At 61.7% G+C, this 17,739-nt stretch carries 13 protein-coding genes and 1 tRNA gene; 6 read left to right on the top strand and 8 right to left on the bottom strand.

Features of this window, described 5'->3' with window-relative positions; translation table 11 throughout:
- Window positions 1–2 precede the first annotated feature (2 nt).
- Entirely contained in the window at window positions 3–788 is a 786-nt protein-coding gene (locus ACHAA4_RS14065; RefSeq protein WP_435774807.1) for a (S)-acetoin forming diacetyl reductase, read from the top strand.
- 176 nt (window positions 789–964) lie between these two features.
- Window positions 965–2,161 carry a thiolase family protein gene (locus tag ACHAA4_RS14060; RefSeq protein WP_435774806.1) on the top strand — a complete coding sequence of 399 codons (1,197 nt, stop codon included), beginning with the start codon at window positions 965–967 and terminating at the stop codon, window positions 2,159–2,161.
- A 43-nt stretch (window positions 2,162–2,204) separates the two neighbouring features.
- Here the strand turns inward: ACHAA4_RS14060 and ACHAA4_RS14055 are convergent, their stop codons facing one another.
- On the bottom strand, window positions 2,205–2,369 hold the full coding sequence (locus ACHAA4_RS14055) for a hypothetical protein (RefSeq protein WP_435774805.1): 165 nt from the start codon (window positions 2,367–2,369) through the stop codon (window positions 2,205–2,207).
- A gap of 174 nt (window positions 2,370–2,543) precedes the next feature.
- Here ACHAA4_RS14055 and ACHAA4_RS14050 point away from each other — a divergent pair, with 174 nt between their 5' ends.
- The 4 genes from ACHAA4_RS14050 (at window position 2,544) to ACHAA4_RS14035 (ending at window position 7,291) form a co-directional block, all read left to right on the top strand.
- Window positions 2,544–4,511 (top strand): beta-glucoside-specific PTS transporter subunit IIABC, encoded by a 1,968-nt coding sequence (locus ACHAA4_RS14050; RefSeq protein WP_435774804.1) that lies wholly within the window; start codon window positions 2,544–2,546, stop codon window positions 4,509–4,511.
- A gap of 112 nt (window positions 4,512–4,623) precedes the next feature.
- Window positions 4,624–6,045 carry a glycoside hydrolase family 1 protein gene (locus ACHAA4_RS14045; RefSeq protein ID WP_435774803.1) on the top strand — a complete coding sequence of 474 codons (1,422 nt, stop codon included), beginning with the start codon at window positions 4,624–4,626 and terminating at the stop codon, window positions 6,043–6,045.
- A 7-nt stretch (window positions 6,046–6,052) separates the two neighbouring features.
- On the top strand, window positions 6,053–6,958 hold the full coding sequence (locus ACHAA4_RS14040) for a PRD domain-containing protein (RefSeq protein ID WP_435774802.1): 906 nt from the start codon (window positions 6,053–6,055) through the stop codon (window positions 6,956–6,958).
- A 51-nt stretch (window positions 6,959–7,009) separates the two neighbouring features.
- Window positions 7,010–7,291: an HPr family phosphocarrier protein gene (locus ACHAA4_RS14035; protein WP_435774801.1), complete on the top strand. Its 282-nt coding sequence runs from the start codon at window positions 7,010–7,012 to the stop codon at window positions 7,289–7,291.
- A 145-nt stretch (window positions 7,292–7,436) separates the two neighbouring features.
- Here the strand turns inward: ACHAA4_RS14035 and ACHAA4_RS14030 are convergent, their stop codons facing one another.
- From ACHAA4_RS14030 to ACHAA4_RS14000, 7 genes are all read right to left on the bottom strand, one after another.
- Window positions 7,437–7,781, bottom strand: coding sequence for a hypothetical protein (locus ACHAA4_RS14030; RefSeq protein ID WP_435774800.1), 345 nt, complete (start codon window positions 7,779–7,781; stop codon window positions 7,437–7,439).
- A gap of 1,005 nt (window positions 7,782–8,786) precedes the next feature.
- The gene (locus ACHAA4_RS14025; protein WP_435774799.1) at window positions 8,787–12,221 is read right to left on the bottom strand and encodes an NACHT domain-containing protein; all 3,435 of its coding nucleotides are present in this window, start codon (window positions 12,219–12,221) and stop codon (window positions 8,787–8,789) included.
- Window positions 12,222–13,202: 981 nt separating this feature from the next.
- Entirely contained in the window at window positions 13,203–13,793 is a 591-nt protein-coding gene (locus ACHAA4_RS14020; RefSeq protein ID WP_435774798.1) for a hypothetical protein, read from the bottom strand.
- Between the two features lie 114 nt (window positions 13,794–13,907).
- Window positions 13,908–14,690: a hypothetical protein gene (locus ACHAA4_RS14015; RefSeq protein ID WP_435774797.1), complete on the bottom strand. Its 783-nt coding sequence runs from the start codon at window positions 14,688–14,690 to the stop codon at window positions 13,908–13,910.
- A 575-nt stretch (window positions 14,691–15,265) separates the two neighbouring features.
- On the bottom strand, window positions 15,266–15,481 hold the full coding sequence (locus ACHAA4_RS14010; RefSeq protein ID WP_435774796.1) for a helix-turn-helix domain-containing protein: 216 nt from the start codon (window positions 15,479–15,481) through the stop codon (window positions 15,266–15,268).
- 1,025 nt (window positions 15,482–16,506) lie between these two features.
- Window positions 16,507–16,582 (bottom strand) — tRNA-Thr (locus ACHAA4_RS14005).
- A 66-nt stretch (window positions 16,583–16,648) separates the two neighbouring features.
- Window positions 16,649–17,683: a universal stress protein gene (locus tag ACHAA4_RS14000; protein ID WP_435774795.1), complete on the bottom strand. Its 1,035-nt coding sequence runs from the start codon at window positions 17,681–17,683 to the stop codon at window positions 16,649–16,651.
- Between the last annotated feature and the right edge of the window lie 56 nt (window positions 17,684–17,739).

The following is a 17,739-nucleotide window of genomic DNA, read 5'->3' as shown; positions in this document are numbered from 1 at the left end:
CCATGTCACGAGAAGAGAACGGAAAAGTCGCACTCGTCACCGGCGGCGGTCAGGGCATTGGCCAGGCTGTGGCGGAGCGACTGCACGCCGACGGCTTCCGTGTCGCCATCGCCGACCTGAACATCGACACTGCTCGGTCCGTCGCTGAGGGCCTGGGCGGTCGCGAACAGGGTGCGATCGCGCTGAACGTCGATGTCGCCGATCGCGACAGCGTCTTCGACGCGGTGCGCACGGCAACGTCTGACCTCGAAGGTTTCGACGTCATCGTGAACAACGCGGGCATCGTTTCCCAGTCGCCCATCGAGGAGATCACCGCCGCCGAGGTGGACAAGATCTTCTCCGTCAACTTCAACGGCGTGGTCTGGGGCACCCAGGCGGCGACAGAGGCCTTCAAGTCTCTCGGCCATGGTGGCAAGATCATCAGCGCAGCGTCGCAGGCCGGTCATGTCGGAAACCCTGGCATCGCGCTCTACTCAGCGACGAAGTTCGCCGTGCGAGGGTTCACGCAGACGGCGGCGCGCGACCTCGCCCAGCATGGCATCACAGTAAACACCTATGCACCAGGCGTAGTTCGGACCCCTCTCATGGAGGATCTTGCGAAGAAGGTCGCCGCATCAGCTGGGCAGCCCGAAGAGTGGGGATGGCAGCAGTTCACCAGTGGCATCACGCTCGAGCGGCTCTCAGAGCCCTCAGATGTGGCAAACGTCGTGTCATTCCTCTCAGGATCCGACTCGAACTACATCACGGGACAGTCGATCCTGGTTGACGGCGGCATGGTCTTCAACTGACCAGCCAAACGCCCTGGCCCAAGTCCTGCTCTGTCCCTGCGGGGGCGGAGCAGCGCTCCGTCTGCGCCTCAGGTGTCGTCACCGATCGTTGAAATGGTCCCTGCGTCGAGCACCTCGACTTCGGGGAACAGTCGCCCGCTGAGCCGCAATCTCATGCCTCACCTCCAGGAGTTCACATGCAGGATGTCTTCGTCTATCAGGGTCTGCGCACCCCCTTCGGCAAGGTCGGTGGTGCCCTGGCCGGGCAGCGTCCCGATGATCTGGCCGAGCTGGTCATCTCGACCCTCGTGGAGCGGGCCCCGGGGCTGACCCCGGAGAACGTCGGGGAGATCGTCGGTGAGGTGATCCTGGGCAACGCCAACGGTGCCGGTGAGGAGAATCGCAATGTGGCGCGGATGGCCTGGCTGCTCGGAAGGCTGCCCGTGAGTGTTCCTGCGACCACGATCAACCGGCTGTGCGGCTCCTCGCTGGACGCCGCGATCTTCGGTGCCCGGCAGATCGCGCTGGGGGAGACCGACGTGATCCTCGCCGGCGGCGTGGAGTCCATGTCTCGAGCGCCCTGGGTGCTGCCCAAGACCGAACGTCCCTTTCCCATGACCAACCTCGAGCTGGTCAACTCCACGCTGGGCTGGCGATTGATCAACGAGCGCATGCCCGCCGAATGGACGGTCTCCCTCGGTGAGGCCACCGAGCAGCTGCGCGAACGCCATGGCATCGACCGGGAACGGATGGACGCGTTCGCCGCCCGCTCCCATGAGCTCGCCGCCCAGGCCTGGGCGCAGGGGCACCTGAGCGACCTCACGGTGGCCGTGCCCGGCGTGGACCTGGCCACCGATGAGACCATCCGGGCCGGTGTCACGGCGGAGAAGCTCGCCGGGCTGCGCACCGTCTTCCGCCGCGAGAACGGCACCGTCACCGCAGGCAACGCCTCTCCGATGAACGACGGCGCCTCCGCCGTCTGGCTCGGCTCCGCGGCCGGCGGCGAGCAGCTGGGGCTGAGCCCGCAGGTGCGGATTGCCGGATGGGCGGCAGCGGCGAACGAGCCGCAGTACTTCGGCTACGCCCCGGTGGAGGCCAGCAACAAGGCGCTCGCCCGCGCCGGGATCGGTTGGGGCGAGGTCGGCGCGGTGGAGCTCAACGAGGCCTTCGCCGCCCAGTCCCTGGCCTGCCTGGATGCCTGGGACATCGACCCGGAGATCGTCAACGCCTGGGGCGGCGCGATCGCCATCGGCCATCCGCTCGGGGCGTCGGGCACCCGGGTGCTGGCCACGCTGGCGAAGCGGATGCAGCTGGGCGGCGAACGCTGGGGCGTGGCCACGCTGTGCATCGGCGTCGGCCAGGGCCTCGCCGTGGTCCTCGAGAACGCGAACTGATCCCCGTCACCGCGGGAAGCACCAAAGCAACAGTGGCCGGTGCTCACGCTTGCGTGCCCTCGGTCTGCTGAACCTTGAGAGTCAGTTCTCGCTGCTCCGGGGGAGCAGGGAGATCCTGGATGCCCTCGAGGACGGGGGTGTGGTGCCGAGCGGTCACACCCATCGCATCGATGAGATCGTCCAGGCGTATCGAGATCTGCAAGGCCACACTGGCAGTATGCCGCCGTGGGCTTGCTTGTGACTGCGATCACGTATACATTGGTCGCCAGGCGATCACCGCCTAATTGGATTGTTACCCGTGCGCGGGGCAAGACCTGAGTTCCACACTTCTGTTGTGGCTCGGGTCTTTTTTTATGCCCTGGCACCGACAGAAGGGACAGCCATGGCCGCTGTTGACTACCGCTCTTTAGCCGAGAGTATCGTGCAGGAAATGGGTGGACAGGGCAACATCGCCGCTGCCACCCATTGCGCCACCAGGCTGCGCCTGCGGGTGCTCGATGACGAGAAGGTCGACCAGGCTGCCATCGACAGCCTGCCCGGAGTGCTCACCGTGGTGCACGCCGGGGGTCAGTTCCAAGTGGTGATCGGAAACGACGTCCCGCGGGTATACGCCGAGCTCAGCAAGCTCACCGGTGCCCCGGCCGGCGATTCCACCGATGCCGCCTCCGAGGACGGGCCGGGGCAGAAGGGCAATCTCTTCAACAGGTTCATCGACCTGGTGTCCTCCATCTTCCAGCCGATCATCTGGCCGTTGGCCGGGGCAGGGCTGCTCAAAGCGTTCCTCAGTGCGGCGAATCAGTTCGGGTGGCTCGATCCTGAATCGGACACCTCCGTGATCCTGGCGGCGGCGGCAGATTCCATCTTCTACTTCCTGCCACTGTTCCTGGCAGTGACCGCCGCGCGGCGCTTCAAAGCCAATCAGTTCACCTCCATGGCTATCGCCGGCGCGCTGGTCTACCCCTCGATCGTGGCACTCAACGACACGGGAGAGTCGGTGAGCTTCGCGGGGATACCGGTGGTCATGATGGCCTACACGAGCTCTGTCATCCCCATCATCGTCGCGGTCTGGCTTCAGAGTTACCTCGAGCGAGGCCTGGACCGAGCTATGCCATCTGCAGTACGCAACTTCGGCACACCCCTGCTCTCCATCCTGATCATGGTCCCGCTCATCCTCATGACCGTCGGTCCAGTGACCACCTTTGCCGCTCAGGGGCTCTCCGGGGGCATCAACGCTGTGTTCGGATTCGCTCCGTGGTTGGCCGGTGCCATCCTCGGCGGCTTCTGGCAGGTGTTCGTGGTCTTCGGACTGCACTGGGGCCTCATCCCGAGCATGATCAATGACCTTGCCACGCAGGGCTACTCGCTGCTCCTGGGTCCGCTGGTGCCGGCGGTGCTGGCTCAGGCGGGTGCAACGCTTGCGGTCCTCGTCAGGTCGCGCAACGCGGCTCGACGCAAGGTCGCCGGCCCGGCCGCGCTCTCCGGATTCCTTGCAGGAGTCACCGAGCCGGCCATCTACGGCGTGAACCTGCCGCTGCGCAAGCCCTTCTACTTCGGCATCGCCGGAGGTGTGGTGGGCGGCGCTATTGCCGCTGCCGGCGGCAGCGCGGCCAGCTCGTTCGTCTTCGCCTCTGCCCTGGCGCTGCCTGCCTATACCGAAGTCGGAAGCTTCACGTTGCTGCTCGTGGGCACAGCCGCGGCTGTGGTCATCGGATTCGTGCTGACCTTCCTCTTTGGCACAAAGGAGCTGGCTGCCGCCGTACCGGCCCCGGAGAGCTCCGAGGAGGTAGACGACCGCCTGACCCGTCCGACAGGTGGGACAGACGAGGTGGATCGCACTGCACCGGCACGCAGCGCTGCACGGGGGGACCGCGGCGTGCAGACCATCGACCGTGCAGACACCGTGCAGGTGCTTGCCCCCGTCAACGGTCGTATCGTCCCGCTGGAGTCGGTGGGGGATAAGGTGTTCTCCTCAGGAGTGATGGGCTCGGGCTTCGCCGTCGAACCCTCCGACGGCCACGTGTACGCCCCGATCTCAGGGACGATCCAGGCGGCCACCAAGTCAGGCCATGCGATCGGGATCAAGTCGCCGGAAGGCGTGGAGGTCTTGCTGCACATCGGCATCGACACCGTCGCGCTGAAGGGCGCCGGGTTCAGCCCCGTCATCGAGCAGGGGCAGGAGATTCGGGCCGGAGACCTGATGACTGTGGTGGACTTCGATTCGGTTGTCGCGGCGGGGTATGACCCCACCACGATTGTGGTGGTGACCAATACGACGCAGCTGGACAGCGTGGAGCCCATGCTCGAGGGCAAGGTCTCCCATGGGGACTTCGCGACCACCGTGCGAGTCTGATCTAGCCAAGATGACGGCGCACCCTGCTTCTGATGCGGGATCGCCCGTCATGTCCCCCGGGGGACATCACTTACTACAGAGCAACGTGGGAGACCACAGGGAGGCGGAGTACATGTTGACAGCGAGGTTCCCTGACGGGTTCATGTGGGGCGGCGCCACCGCCGCCAACCAGATCGAAGGAGCATACGACTGCGGTGGGAAGGGGCTCTCCATCCAGGACGTCATGCCCCGGGGCATCGTGGAGCCGCCGGTGGAAAGCCCGACCGAGGACAACCTGAAACTCACAGCCATCGACTTCTACCACCGGTACGCGGAAGACATCGCCTTGTTCGCTGAGATGGGTTTCAAGGTCTTCCGCTTCTCGATCGCCTGGAGTCGCATCTACCCGCGTGGCGATGAGGAGGCCCCCAACGAAGAGGGACTCGCTTTCTACGCTCGGGTCCTGGACGAGCTGGAGAAGCACGGGATCGAACCGTTGGTGACCATCAGCCACTACGAGACACCGTTGCATCTGGCCCGGACCCTCGATGGCTGGATATCGCGCGAGATGATCCGACACTACGAGAGGTACTGCGAGACTCTCTTCCGTCGCTTCGGTGACCGGGTGAAATACTGGCTGACGTTCAACGAGATCAACTCGGTGCTCCACGAACCGTTCCTCTCCGGCGGAATCCCCGTGCCCAAAGACCAGCTCTCCCAGCAGGACCTCTACCAAGCCGTGCACCATGAGCTCGTCGCCTCGGCCCGAGTCACACGTCTCGCACGCGAGCTCATGCCTGACGCGCAGATCGGTTGCATGATCATCGCCCTGCCGGTCTACCCGCTCACACCAGATCCGGGGGATGTCACAGCGGCTATGCATACCGCGCACGACAGCTACGCCTTCGGTGACATCCACTGCAGGGGTGAGTATCCGGGCTACCTGCTGCGACGTTTCCGAGAGAACGGGATCCAGCTGGAGATCACAGAGCAGGACCGTCTGGACCTGACTCATACGGTCGACTTCGTCTCTTTGAGCTACTACATGAGCGTCTGTGAGACCGCGGACCCGGAGAAGAAGACGGCCGGAGAGGGAAACATCCTCGGGGGAGTGCCCAACCCGACTCTCCAGGCCTCGGAGTGGGGATGGCAGGTAGACCCCAAGGGCCTCCGAGTCATCCTCAACGACTACTGGGACCGGTGGCAGAAGCCACTGTTCATCGTAGAGAACGGCCTGGGGGCCCGGGACGAGGTGGTGGTGATCGACGGCCGACGAACTGTGGTCGATGACTATCGCATCGCCTATCTCGATGATCACCTGCTTCAGGTCCGCGAGGCGGTGGCCGACGGTGTGGAGCTCTTGGGTTACACCTCATGGGGATGCATCGATCTGGTCAGCGCGTCCACCGCCCAGATGAGCAAGCGCTATGGCTTCATCCACGTGGACCGGCATGACGACGGGACCGGCACGCTCGAGCGCACTCGGAAGAAGTCCTTCGACTGGTATCGGCGAGTGATCGAGAGCAACGGCGAGGTTCTCGGCGCATCACTATGAGCTGTGCATGGACATCCGAAGCAGGACGGTCCTTCGTCCCGATCGGTTCTCTACTGGAGGCGACGCAATGGAAGTAGTACGTGTCTTCAATAACAATGTAGTCCTCGCTCGCAGAGACGCCGGCGAGGAGGTCGTCCTCACGGGGCGTGGGCTGGGATTCCAGTGCGTCGTCGGACAGCAGGTTGACGAGAGCAAAGTGGTGCGCGTGTTCGTCTCCGAGGACGGACGTGATGCCGACAACTTTGGAGCACTGGTCGCTGCCGTTCCACCGGAACACCTCCTGCTCGCCGATGAGGCATTGGAGCTCGCTCGGACTGAGATGGGCATAGTGCTGGGTTCCACCACAGTGGTTGGGCTCGCGGACCACCTGAGCTTCGCGATCAAGCGTCAGCAGCAACGCCTCGACATCCAGTACCCGATGCGCGGCGAGGTGGCGCATCTCTACCCGAAAGAGTTCGAGGTGGCGCAGGGGATCGTCGCCTTCGTCAATGCCAGGATTGCCTCCCCACTGCCGCAGGAAGAAGCCGTGCCTATCGCGCTGCATCTGGTCAATGCGGGATTCGCCAGCGGAGATCTCTCGTTCACCTACCAGATGACCGATGTCTTCGAGCAGCTGTTCAAGGTGCTGGAGCAGACTCACGGGCGACCTCTCGACCGAGACTCGGTCAACGCCGCGAGGTTCATCACACACCTGCGTTACTTCTTCGTCCGTGCCCGCACGGGTCGTCAGCTGAGCGAGGGCGCCACTCCACTCAGCTTGGCGATACGAGATGCCTATCCGGCGGCGTTTGCCGCGGCGCTGAAGCTGCAGGCGGTCCTCGAGCTCAGACTCGAGGAGGCGCTGACCGATGACGAGGTCACCTACCTGACGCTTCACGTGGCGCGTATGCTCGATGCCACTCCTGGCCGCTGACTGCCACGCTGCTCCCGTCCGGGTGCGCACAGACCATAGAAGGAACACGCGATGATCGAACGCACAGCCCGGGTGGCTTCACGGGCGGGACTGCACGCAAGGCCAGCCGCGGCCTTCTCGTCCGCAGCCGACCAGTATCAGGACCTCAGGATCACCATCGCCCCGGAGGGTGCCCCTGCATACACTGCGGTAGATGCACGCTCTGTGCTCTCGGTGATGAACCTGGGGGTGGCACACGGGGCCAGGATGACGCTGCGGTCTGAGGGGCAAGGAGCCGATGCCGCCCTCGCGCACCTGGCTGGTCTGCTTGAGACTGAGGATGACGATGGATGAGATCGTGGCTGAGCATTCGCTTGATTCGATTTCCGGGCTCACCCGTGGCCATGGACCGCGACCCCGCGGGCCACGCGACCCCAGTGCTGGGGAATAGGACTGTGTCGGGCGGGACGCGCTACTGCGGCGGATACTGACCTGAGCCTCAGTACTGCCCAGCGTCGTCGGGCCCCTCGGGCTCTTCAGAATTCTCGTGGTGCCGCGGTTCAGAGTTCGTCGTGCCATTGGCGCGTGCCCGACGCTGCTCTACCGCGTCCTCGAAGCGACGCCGCGCCTTCGCCTCGACCTGGTCGAACAGTCCCCGGTGGTCCTCCCAGAGGACGTTGATCATGATCTCTCGGATCCGGGTCTCCTCGGTCTCCTGCCGGCGCCTCAGCGCTGTGATCTTCGCGTCGTAGTCCTCTTGCGTGACCTCGATCTCGGCCTGGAGGTGTGAGATCCCCTGGTTGAGCTTCTCGTTGATCCGCTCGTTGTAGGTCATCTTCGCCATGGTGGAATGCCTCTCGTCCTGGTGCTCATTGACAAGTATCAGGCCTGGATCTTCCCAGTACCGGTGTCGCGGGGGCCGATTGGCTTTGGTAGTGGATCGACGAAACGACCGGGGAGGCTTTCGGCGCAGGGGTGCATGCGAAGCGCCTCAAGCAGAAGTCGTCCAAGTGGTAGGGCGATTTAAGGTATAGGGACGGCGAACAGCGCCGTGACTTAGAGTTTCTGGGCGACTATTTCAACGTCGTTCCCCTGTATGCGCTGTGGCTCGGGACGAGCAACTACCGTGAGAGCGCGTTCTGTCGCGCAAGAACCCACACTCCTGAGTGTGAAGAATGCCGGAAGTCGACTCTGTCCGCCGTCCCTTCGATACTGGCCAGGCGTGGCGCGGACGAGTATGACTCAACGGACATCGCTCTCGAATACCACGTTTCCCTCGAGAATTTGGTAAACCCGGACACGGATCCCGGGACTTATTGGTCTCCCGATTTCGCGAACGCGTCTGACGAGTTCGTGCGGTTCCTGAGCGAGCCGCAAGCAGGCTCACGACAAATCGCGAAGACCATCGTGGATCAAATCCGCAACGCATGCCGGGGAATGTTCTCTGTTGCAACCGAAGAAGCGATGGTAGCGGGCGCTGACGCGGTCTTCCCTGAAGTCCCCGACGACCGAGGACACTTCGCCGTCCCCTACTTTCCGCACGTGTTGCAAGGACTGCGCACCACGGCACCCGACTATGTGCGTGAGTTCCTCGAGACCGGGTACATGTCCGGAGGACATTCGAACACTCCTGGGCGGGATGGCCGTGTTCACCATCCCCGCGGAAGATTGACTCCTCCGCGATGCCCCCGGCGATACCAGAATGTTCCCGCTGTCAGCGAGGCTCGGGTTCTGCGCCGCCGCCGGACAGCGGGCATTCCTGTCAAGTCTGTTCGCCCTTCACAAGAGCGCCGGCTGCGCGTCCTAGGTTTCGCCGAAAGCTACGACGAAGGACTTCCTCGTCATGCGGTCAACTCTCTTGCTGGAACCAGTCGTCCCTGGAGGCAACTTCCTCAAGCGGAGACCTCTTCTTCTCCAGAGTCTCTGTGTGGTGCTCCAGCGCCATTTGAAGGATGTCTCGCGGCCAACCATACGGCTCAGTCAGAATTTCTCGGGCTTTGGACTTCACGTTCTTGAGTTGTCCCACATCGAAACGAACCTTCGGAAAGGCTCCCGCAGTTCCGGCAAGAGATTCTACGGCGATTTTTTTGGACCTGGGCTTCGAGAAATTGACTACAGGGTTTCCATCGCGTGGGCCAGCAGCGAGTATGTCGGGTAGCTTCTCTGAGACGAGGGTCGCGATTGCATCGGCGGTACTCTCATTTGCAACATATTGGAGCAACCACAGCACAGGCGGGGACCATCGGTTCTTGTTCTGCCTCAGCGATGCCTTCAGTTCCACCTTCCTCGAGCCCGCGTGCGCAGCAGCCTGCAGTCCGGCTTCTAGCCTCCGATAATCTCTCGGCGTCGTCGTGGAAACGATCATGTTGGTTTGTTCCGCCAGTTCTGCCAGTACCTCCGATTGGGAAAGCGACAAGAGTCGGAGGAGACGCCATCGCTTCTGGAGGTCGTCTGGGGAAGAGTCCAAATGGATCTTCCACCAACCTGGGTCCTTAACGTAGTTGCGCCGCTCACTCTCGAGTCGAGCCAAGTCACGCAGAGGGGATTCAGCAGCGTACTTTATGGCTAGGCTGTCCAGGCTCACACATGGGGGGACATTGGCCACAGCAAGGTGAACAACCCAACCCTCGCCCCAGGCATCGAAGGAGGCCTGAATCCACTTTGCCCATTCGTTGACACTAGTAGAACCGACATCGACGTCTGCGAGCTCGCGAGCGGTCTTGCCTAAGGCGTTCAGTTGCCGCGATGAACTCCAGGTCCAGCTATCTTCCCTGTCGCCAGCGAGGGGTTTCTCGCCGCAGAGGGTTGCGGCACGGGCCCACCCAAGAATCTGACTCAGCGCAGTACCGCCGGTGAAGGCATCAGGCAGGGAGATGTCGCCGTCATTAAAGCTTGATGCAAGCACTTTGACGACTACGTCGTGTTCACCGTCGTATCCTCCTCGATGGAGAAGCGTCGCTACGGAATCTCTTCCTGGGGACATGGATTCTAAGCTTTGCGCCAAGCGATCAGCTTCCGCGTCCTTGAGGCCACGGAACGCTCCTAGCCCTGCGCCAACCTCAATCCAACGGCGCCCTGTTTCAAAGTTCTCCCACCACCAGTCGTGGAGAGCCTCTCGGTCCTCGTGCCGGCGAAGGACACTGGCGGCGGTCTCGTGTAATGGGTCGTTGGGTTGGTCGGTCAACCGGCGTTTGAGGTACGAAACTGCCTGAGCCTTACCCGCACGCTCTCCGAACTCCATCCGATCACCGGCTGTCTCAAAGACTCCTTCTTCCCCGTATAGAAGGCCCGGGCCGTCAAGTATGAACTCAACGACTTTCTCTACAGAGTGGTCCCTTAGGTCATCAAAGTTGCGGTCCGCGAGGGTGAGCAGGCCTATCGATCGCGTCATCGGATGTGGAGCGAGTTTGATATCGACTTCCTCAAAGATGTCTCTGAGTCCGCGTACCTCCCCCGTGGTGAACCTTCCAATAAAGAATCGCGCGACGTTGCCCCAGTACGGACGCTCAAGCATTGCCTTGAGCCCCTGATCTTTTGAGGCCGGCCCCTTGGCAGGTAGGTTCTCGAATAGGTGCTCGGCAGCAAAGTACTCCTGAAGGGATTGGACCTCAAACTCTAGGAAGCCTTCCTCGCGCTCAATCAAACAGAGCACTCGGGTGGTGATCGCAGAATAGAACTCTTCCACAAGCTGTGCGTCTTCTTGGCGCCCGGCGAGATGGCGCCCTAGCAGGGTTTTGAGGTCCTCTTTCCTGATGGCACCGGTAGACCTTCCCTGCTCGGTCTGGCTATGCAAATGCCAAGCTAAGTACGCATGGGTTGAAATCATCAGCGGGCGGTACCTCTCAAGAAGCCGCTCCTTGCGTTCGGCTTGTTCGCGGTCCAGAAAAACTCCGAGATACTCGCGATAAAGCTCAGCTCGCTTCTGGGGAAGCAGTTGTTTCCGATGAAGCAAGTGGAAAAGGATCGCAAGTTGCATCGGGTATGAGGCAAGTTCCCGGATGTGAGGGATATTCGCGCTCTCGTTGAAGATCTCGCGAAGTCGATTTGCCTCCTCCATATCCAAACTCGAGAACCGCACCCAGCTATCCAGGTACTGCATGCGAAGCCCCTGGGTTAGTTTCTTCAGCCGTACGCGGGAGAAACCCGCATCACCGGTGAGCATCCCAAGCGATCCACCTGGACGAGTTGCTACGAGGATCGAGATGTCGGCAGCATCGAGTGTCACACGCGCGGAAAAATCCCTAATTGCTTCCACTACTTCATTGCGGACGCCGACATTGGCCACCTCGTCCAAACCATCTAGTGCAAGAAGCAATGGATAGGTCGACAGGAGGGCGACGAAGTCGTTCCTGTCGAATGAACGCAGCGGACCAACACCCTCTTGAACTTGATTCAGTAGGTATAGCTCCAGTGGAGCCAGTGGCCTGTCCTCTGGGTTTGGCGATGACTCATGGGAGCTGCTGGGCGCGGTCCGTTCAGACTCTTGGAGTGCCCACTGAGCGTACTTTTTCAAATCAACTTTGATAGGAACACGGGCTACCGCACTATACCGTGCCAGTGATTTATCCAATGCCCCATAGGCGTCTTTACCAAGGCGTTTCGCCCTGTAGAACTGACAAACGTACTGCAGGAGAGTGGATTTACCTTGACCAGGTCCGCCTGAAAGGATGGCATTGCCCGCCCATCGAGGATTCAGAAGTAGCTGGGCGCCGCCGATGGAGAGGTCGCCTTCAGGGTCGTCGAGGGCTTCCTGATCGCCTGGAGCGTCGCTTTGAATAGCCTCGAAGAGCGACGACAACTCTGATGAAGGTCGTACACCAACCAGGACATCTACAAAGGTCGCTTCGACAGTTGGAGTGTGTAGGTCCACCTGGTTGAACTTCAACGCCTGTTCCTTGGCGTAGCTTGCGCTTAGGTAGCCATTAACCGCATCCGCCACGTTGCGGAGACGGCCTTGATGCCGTTCATGGGCCTTCTTGATGCGCTCCAACTCCTTGACTTTGTAACCGCCGCCCTTGTTGGCGTCGACGTCACCGTGGTGGTTGGGACAAAGAAGGAGCAGGTTCTCAGCCTTATCGATCTTCTCGACAGGGTAGTCAGGATCGTAGCGGGGACCATTCGGGGTGCGGGATCGGATGTGGGCTTCCTGTCCGCGCAAATCGGGCTCGGATGAGCCTCCGACGTCGTCTATATCGCGCGTCAGCGGTTCTTCGCATCCTGGGTACGCACACTGGTTGCCGGAAACACCCCACAGGATTTTTCGCGTCTTTTCGCCAATCGTCACGACGACCCCTTAAATTGCTTTTGAGCTCCATCTTGTCATGTGGCGTTATTGGGGAGATCAGAGTTTGGACTGCCCTGGGATTGATGGAGACTCTGGTCTGTCCCGGGTTTGGTGGCGTCAGGATTTCTTGGTTCTCATGCCGCGGTGATGATCCGATTGCGTTCATATTCTATCGGCGTGATGCACCCGAGCTGGCCGTGACGACGTTGACGTTTGTGTCAGATTTCGAGGTACTCGAAGATTGCGTTGGCCAGTTCCACCCGCGTGTTCCAGATTCGGGTATCCAGAAGTTCGACCTGCATCCTTGACCAGAATACTTCGATCATCGAGTTGTCGGGCCAGTCTCCGACCGAGCCTATCGAGGGAAGCAGTCCAGCGGCCTTGGCCCGGCTGGTGAACGCCCAGGAACCACATTGCACAACTTAGTCAGAGTGGATGATGGTGCCCGGTGCAGGACTCGCGCCGAGCCGGGTATCGATAGCCATACCCAGCGCATTGGTGGTCAGTGCCGCCGTGGGTGAGGAATTGATCTACCAGCCCACGACTCAGCGGGAGAACGTGTCGAGGGCGACGCAGCAGAAGAGCTTCCCTTCGCGCGTCCGATGCGCCGTGAGATCAGTGACCCACAACCGGTTCGGCTCCTGACGAGCGAAACAACGTTGGACCAGATCTGTGGCGATTTCATCATGCAGGATCCGCCTCCGTTTACGTCGCCCAGTCAATCCTCTGAGTCCAGCCCGGCGCATCAGGAGTTCTATCCGCTGGTCACCGACAGTGATGCCTCGCCCGTGGCGAGTTCGGCGTGGACTCGTCGCACACCGTACCGGCCGTGAGGCGCGGCGTGTACCTCGGAGATGACACCGGTGAGCCATTCTCGCCACATCGTTGTGGACCCGACCGCAGACTTCGGCAGATCGGCGCAACTGAATTCGGCGGAGATCTCCAGGTGCTTACAAGACACGAGACCATCACCCCCGTGGGTCAAAATTCCTCAACAATGGCCAGTTCCGTCATCAACGACGAGTAGTTCCTCATGCTGGTGAATCCTGGGCAGAGGTTCGGATCATCGTAGTCAGCGGTGCCGCTGTCCACCGTGGTACTGCTGCCCATACCTGCCGGCGGGATGTTAAAGCTGTCCACCTTCACGAAGAGCGCGCAGGCACCCAGTGCGGAGACCGCGAGCTCGGAGTTCTCCGCGACCTCGACGATCAAGATGCGAGGGCCCATGAACTCGGGGTTCAGGACCCACTCGCGCACCAGGGCATCAGAGGTCACCGTGGGATCAGCGCAGTGCAATGCGACCGTCACGCCATTGGCGGGGTCGTGCTGATCCTCGGCCTTAATTCGGTTCTTCGTGAGCTTCAGGCCCAGCGAATCCGTCAGTGCGCGCGACTGCATGGCCCGCAGCGCAGGATCCTCACCGAAGACCACGATTGTGGCCCCACCGATGGAGCGGACCTTCTTGTCGAGGTCCACTGCTAGGTGGTCAGTGTCGTAGTTGGGACCGTAGGCCCTGATCTCATGGTCGTTCATCACGGTGTTGCTCCTGATCTTCTCGTAAGTGATCGGCATGCTTGCCAAATCGGCAGGCAATGCCTGGTAGCGCTCACACCATAGAGGCCCAGGGTGGGCCTCTATGGTGTGAGCGCCAGAAACGGGTAGGTGCCCGTTACAGTCCCGGATCGGTCAGACCCTCGCGGTGGCGGCCGTGTCGGCCTGGACCTTAGCCGCGTGCCGGCACTGCTCCTCCAGAGTGCCTTGGAAGCCGAGCTGATCTGCGAGGCTCTTGAGGTCCGCGATTCGGTTGAGGTCCAGGTTCCCCCTTTCATCCTCGTAGTTGAGGGCGATGGCCAGAAACCGCGCCGTCTCCCGCCAGTCGGCCTCAAGCTTTCTAAGCTTGGGATGGTGATTCGCATAGATCAGCGGATACCGTTCTCGGACTTGGGCCAGTGACATTCGCCCGTTGAGCAGATCAAGCATGACCTGCGACAGGGTGTCAGTGGGCTGTTCCCGAGATCGGGCGAAGTGTGCGTCGATCACCGCGCGCCAGTCGAAGTTCGCCTTGACCTCTGAATCGTCGTAGCGATGCTTGCCCTTGGCCTGTTCACTCGGAGCCTCGTGAGTCAGGTACCGCAGATAGGTGGGGAAGGCTCCGCGGCCCTTGAGGGGGATCACGAGGCGTTCGGCGATTCCGATCCAGGAGGAGACCTGCTGCAGGGTGCGTCCGTCCTGGAGACGGAGTGCGCCCTGAACGTGTGTTGCCACGGGGGTCTTGTCCAGATGGCGATCCTTGTCCTGAAGGACCCAGGCGTACTCTTTGATCGACTTGTGCTGGTCCAGGCCATGCTCGAACTCGTCGAGGTTCAACAGAGCTGCACCCGTCTCGGGGTGGATCAACCGCGTGGTGAACTTCATCATGCGGAACCTCTGAGTTCCAGCCTTCCGGGCGGTGTTGTTGTTCGAGCTCATCATTGCTCACCTTTCTTCAGCATGCGCATCGACGCATGGCAGGGTTTTTGGTTCAGTGGGGGAGTATCTGGGGTCGGCGGGCTCAACCGCGCGAGCACACTTGGGCACACTTGGAGGTGGATCACGGTTTGCAGACCGTCGAGCCTGTTGGTGGCTCCGTAGAAGCCGGAAATGCGCGGAAGTGTCGATGCAGATTGGTTGTTGACGTCCGTAGTCGAGCACAGTTGAGCACAACTGAAACGGGACCTGTCCCTCAAGGAAAGATCCGGCGGTCGGGCGCGCGCATGCGCACTGCCAAAAGGGAACCGTAGGTACAGCCCAGCTGACATCCTGTCCAAAAGCACAGTTGAGCACATCAATAACCAGTATTGCCCCGCAGGTTGGCAGGATTCGAGGGGGAGGGTTACTGGGTACACCGCGCCGGAGTATGCCTGCTTCCCTTTGTTTACGGGGTTTTTGAGTACCCGGCGGGGGGTTACGCGGTGATGGGTCGTCAGTGCCTATCCAGCTGATGGCACCCAGTGGGGAGATCCACGGGCCCGCTGCGACGTGATCCGTCGCGTGGAAGACGCGGGTCATCGCGTAGCTCGACGAGAAGCGGGTTGCTCGTGATCCCGAAGATACTTCTCCAGGGATTCAACCCTGTACAGGATCTTAGAATTGATCTTGACGAAAGGGGGCCCCTCGCCATGGCAGCGCCACTTGGCGAGGGTCTGTTCGGCGACGTCAAGATACTCAGCAGCGCGCTTGGCGGAGAGTGAACCTGGCTTCAGGGTGACGGCAGTGGGCATGGGTATCCTCGCAAGTTTGAAACTTACGGGAGACCGAAGCGCCGATCCCATTAGCGGATGCCCTGGCGCACGTGCACCGGGAGGTGCGCGTCTCTTCGTCAGAATCACTGGACTGTCGTCCAGAGACCCCCAACCCTTGTATTTTTCAGGCTGGCGGTATATTCCCATAGATTCCCGAACTTGTCCATAGGAGGACTTGAACATGCGCATGGGGAGCTTGGGCTATGACGCCGATGCGCGCCACTTCGGACCGCCTCGAGCCCGGCGCCCACTTGATAGATCGGACGATGCGTCGTTGAGCGCGACTCTCGCGTGAACAGGCTTTCCCGCCTGGACGAGCGAGGAAAGGGACCCAGTTGAGGCCGAAGCCTGGCGCCGTGGGCTATTCGCGAGCCCTGGAGCGTGAGCTCTGGAGATCTCGACCGGTGGTCCAGTGAGCTTCAGCGGCAGACCGGTGGTCATGCCGGACCAGGAATGCATCGAGAATACTATGACCACCCCGGCGACAACTCGCCCGGCACGCAACCCCCAGGGAGAACGATGAGGCGTTCATGTGTCCCGGAAATTGGTACTGTTCAGCGCTGCCCTGGCTTACTGGCCGGTGGAGTCAGGCATTGGCGGAGCTTCAGGTTGTTCCTGGGGGCTGAAGTTGCATGGCTGTCTTTGTGGCCAATAATCTCCAGAGGCGCAAGAACGGTGCAAAAGCGTCGTGAGATCACAAGGCGCCCCTGGGAGGGTGGGGAACCTGTGGGAGGAACTGCTAAATCGTTGTTCGTCCACGTGAGTGAAGCTGCGCTAGTTGAGTTCCGCGCCGAAACGCTGCTTAGGACAGCGAGATAACTGGATTATGTCCTTGCTTGCGGGGGTGTAGCCCCAGTGATCTGAGTGCGAGGCTCACGCCCGCGGGGGCATCCTGTTCGCGTACGGTTTCTTTGCCGCTAGACCGTAGTCTAGACCGTATTCGGGGATTTTATGGGAGCTTTCAATCTAGAAATTCCCGCAAACCTCCATGTCAGGAGCTTTCTTGGAGCCGCCTGCCGGAATCGAACCGGCGACCTATTCATTACGAGTGAATCGCTCTACCGACTGAGCTAAGGCGGCGTGACGCTGCGGTGAGGCGCACGAGAGTTCACTTTACTGGTGCACCTCACCGCGGTCAAAGCTCGCTCAGTCGTGAGCCGGGACCACCATCACCGGAGCGGTCGCATGATGCAGCAGCTCGCGGGAGACCGAGCCCAACAGAGCGCTGCGCACCCCGCCGTGACCTCTGGTGCCGACCACGGTCAGCTGCACCGTGCTGCCCATCTCCTGCAGGATATTGACCGGGTAACCCTCCTCCACCGAGCCCGATACGGAGAGCTCCGGGAATTGCGCCTGGACCCATCCGATCTCGACGTCGAGATCCCCGTTCAGGTCGTCGACCCGGGTCTGCACGATCGCCTGCTCCCTGGCGGCCAGTTCCGGGTACCACATGGCCGCCGTCGTCAGCGGGGGCAGCGCCATGATCAGCTGCAGCCGGGTGCCGTGGCTGATCGCCGTCCGAGCGGCCTCCACCGCGGCCTTGCGGGAGTGCGCGGAGCCGTCGATGCCGACCACCACGGGGCGGGTATCTGCGGTGCTGATCGCGTCGGCCCCCTCGCCCACGCTGGACTCCTGAGTATGCGGGACCACCACGGTGGGGGAGTGGGCGTGTGAGGGAAGCGCCGCCGCGACGGACCCCAGGATGCGTCCCTTGAACCCGCCGCGACCGCGGCTTCCCACGACACAGAGTTCCGCGGAGCCTGAGAGGTTGACCATCACCCCGGAGGCGTCGCCGTGCTCCAACCGGTAGGTGACCTCACCGGCATGTCCCGCCAGCTGTTCCCGCGCCAGGTTCAGGGTCTTCTCCGTCGCCTGCCTGGCCAGGGTCTGGCCGCCGGAGTCCGGGAAGCTCTCCAGGTACCCGCTCACCGCCGGGGGAATGGTGTACGAGCTCATCACCGTCAGCGGGAGGCCCCGGAAGTGTGCTTCTCTCGCGGCCCAGCGCAGGGCGGAGGTGGCATTGGCCGAACCGTCGAAGCCGACGAGGACGCCCAGGGGCCGCGGCGCCCGGGCCTGTTCACCGGAAGCAGCGGGCTTCGCGGCAGTCGAAGTGTGAGCATCGTGGGTCTGGGCGGAGTCGTGCGACGTCGCAGCGGGTGTGACAGGAACTTCTTTGTTCATGGCAGTGTCCTAACGCAGATCAGCTGAATGGTGCCGATGAGTCGGATAGGCCGCAT

The organism is Nesterenkonia maliinae, from assembly GCF_051262655.1.
Taxonomy (GTDB): domain Bacteria; phylum Actinomycetota; class Actinomycetes; order Actinomycetales; family Micrococcaceae; genus Nesterenkonia.
This window is presented reverse-complemented; position numbering and strand designations above follow the sequence as displayed.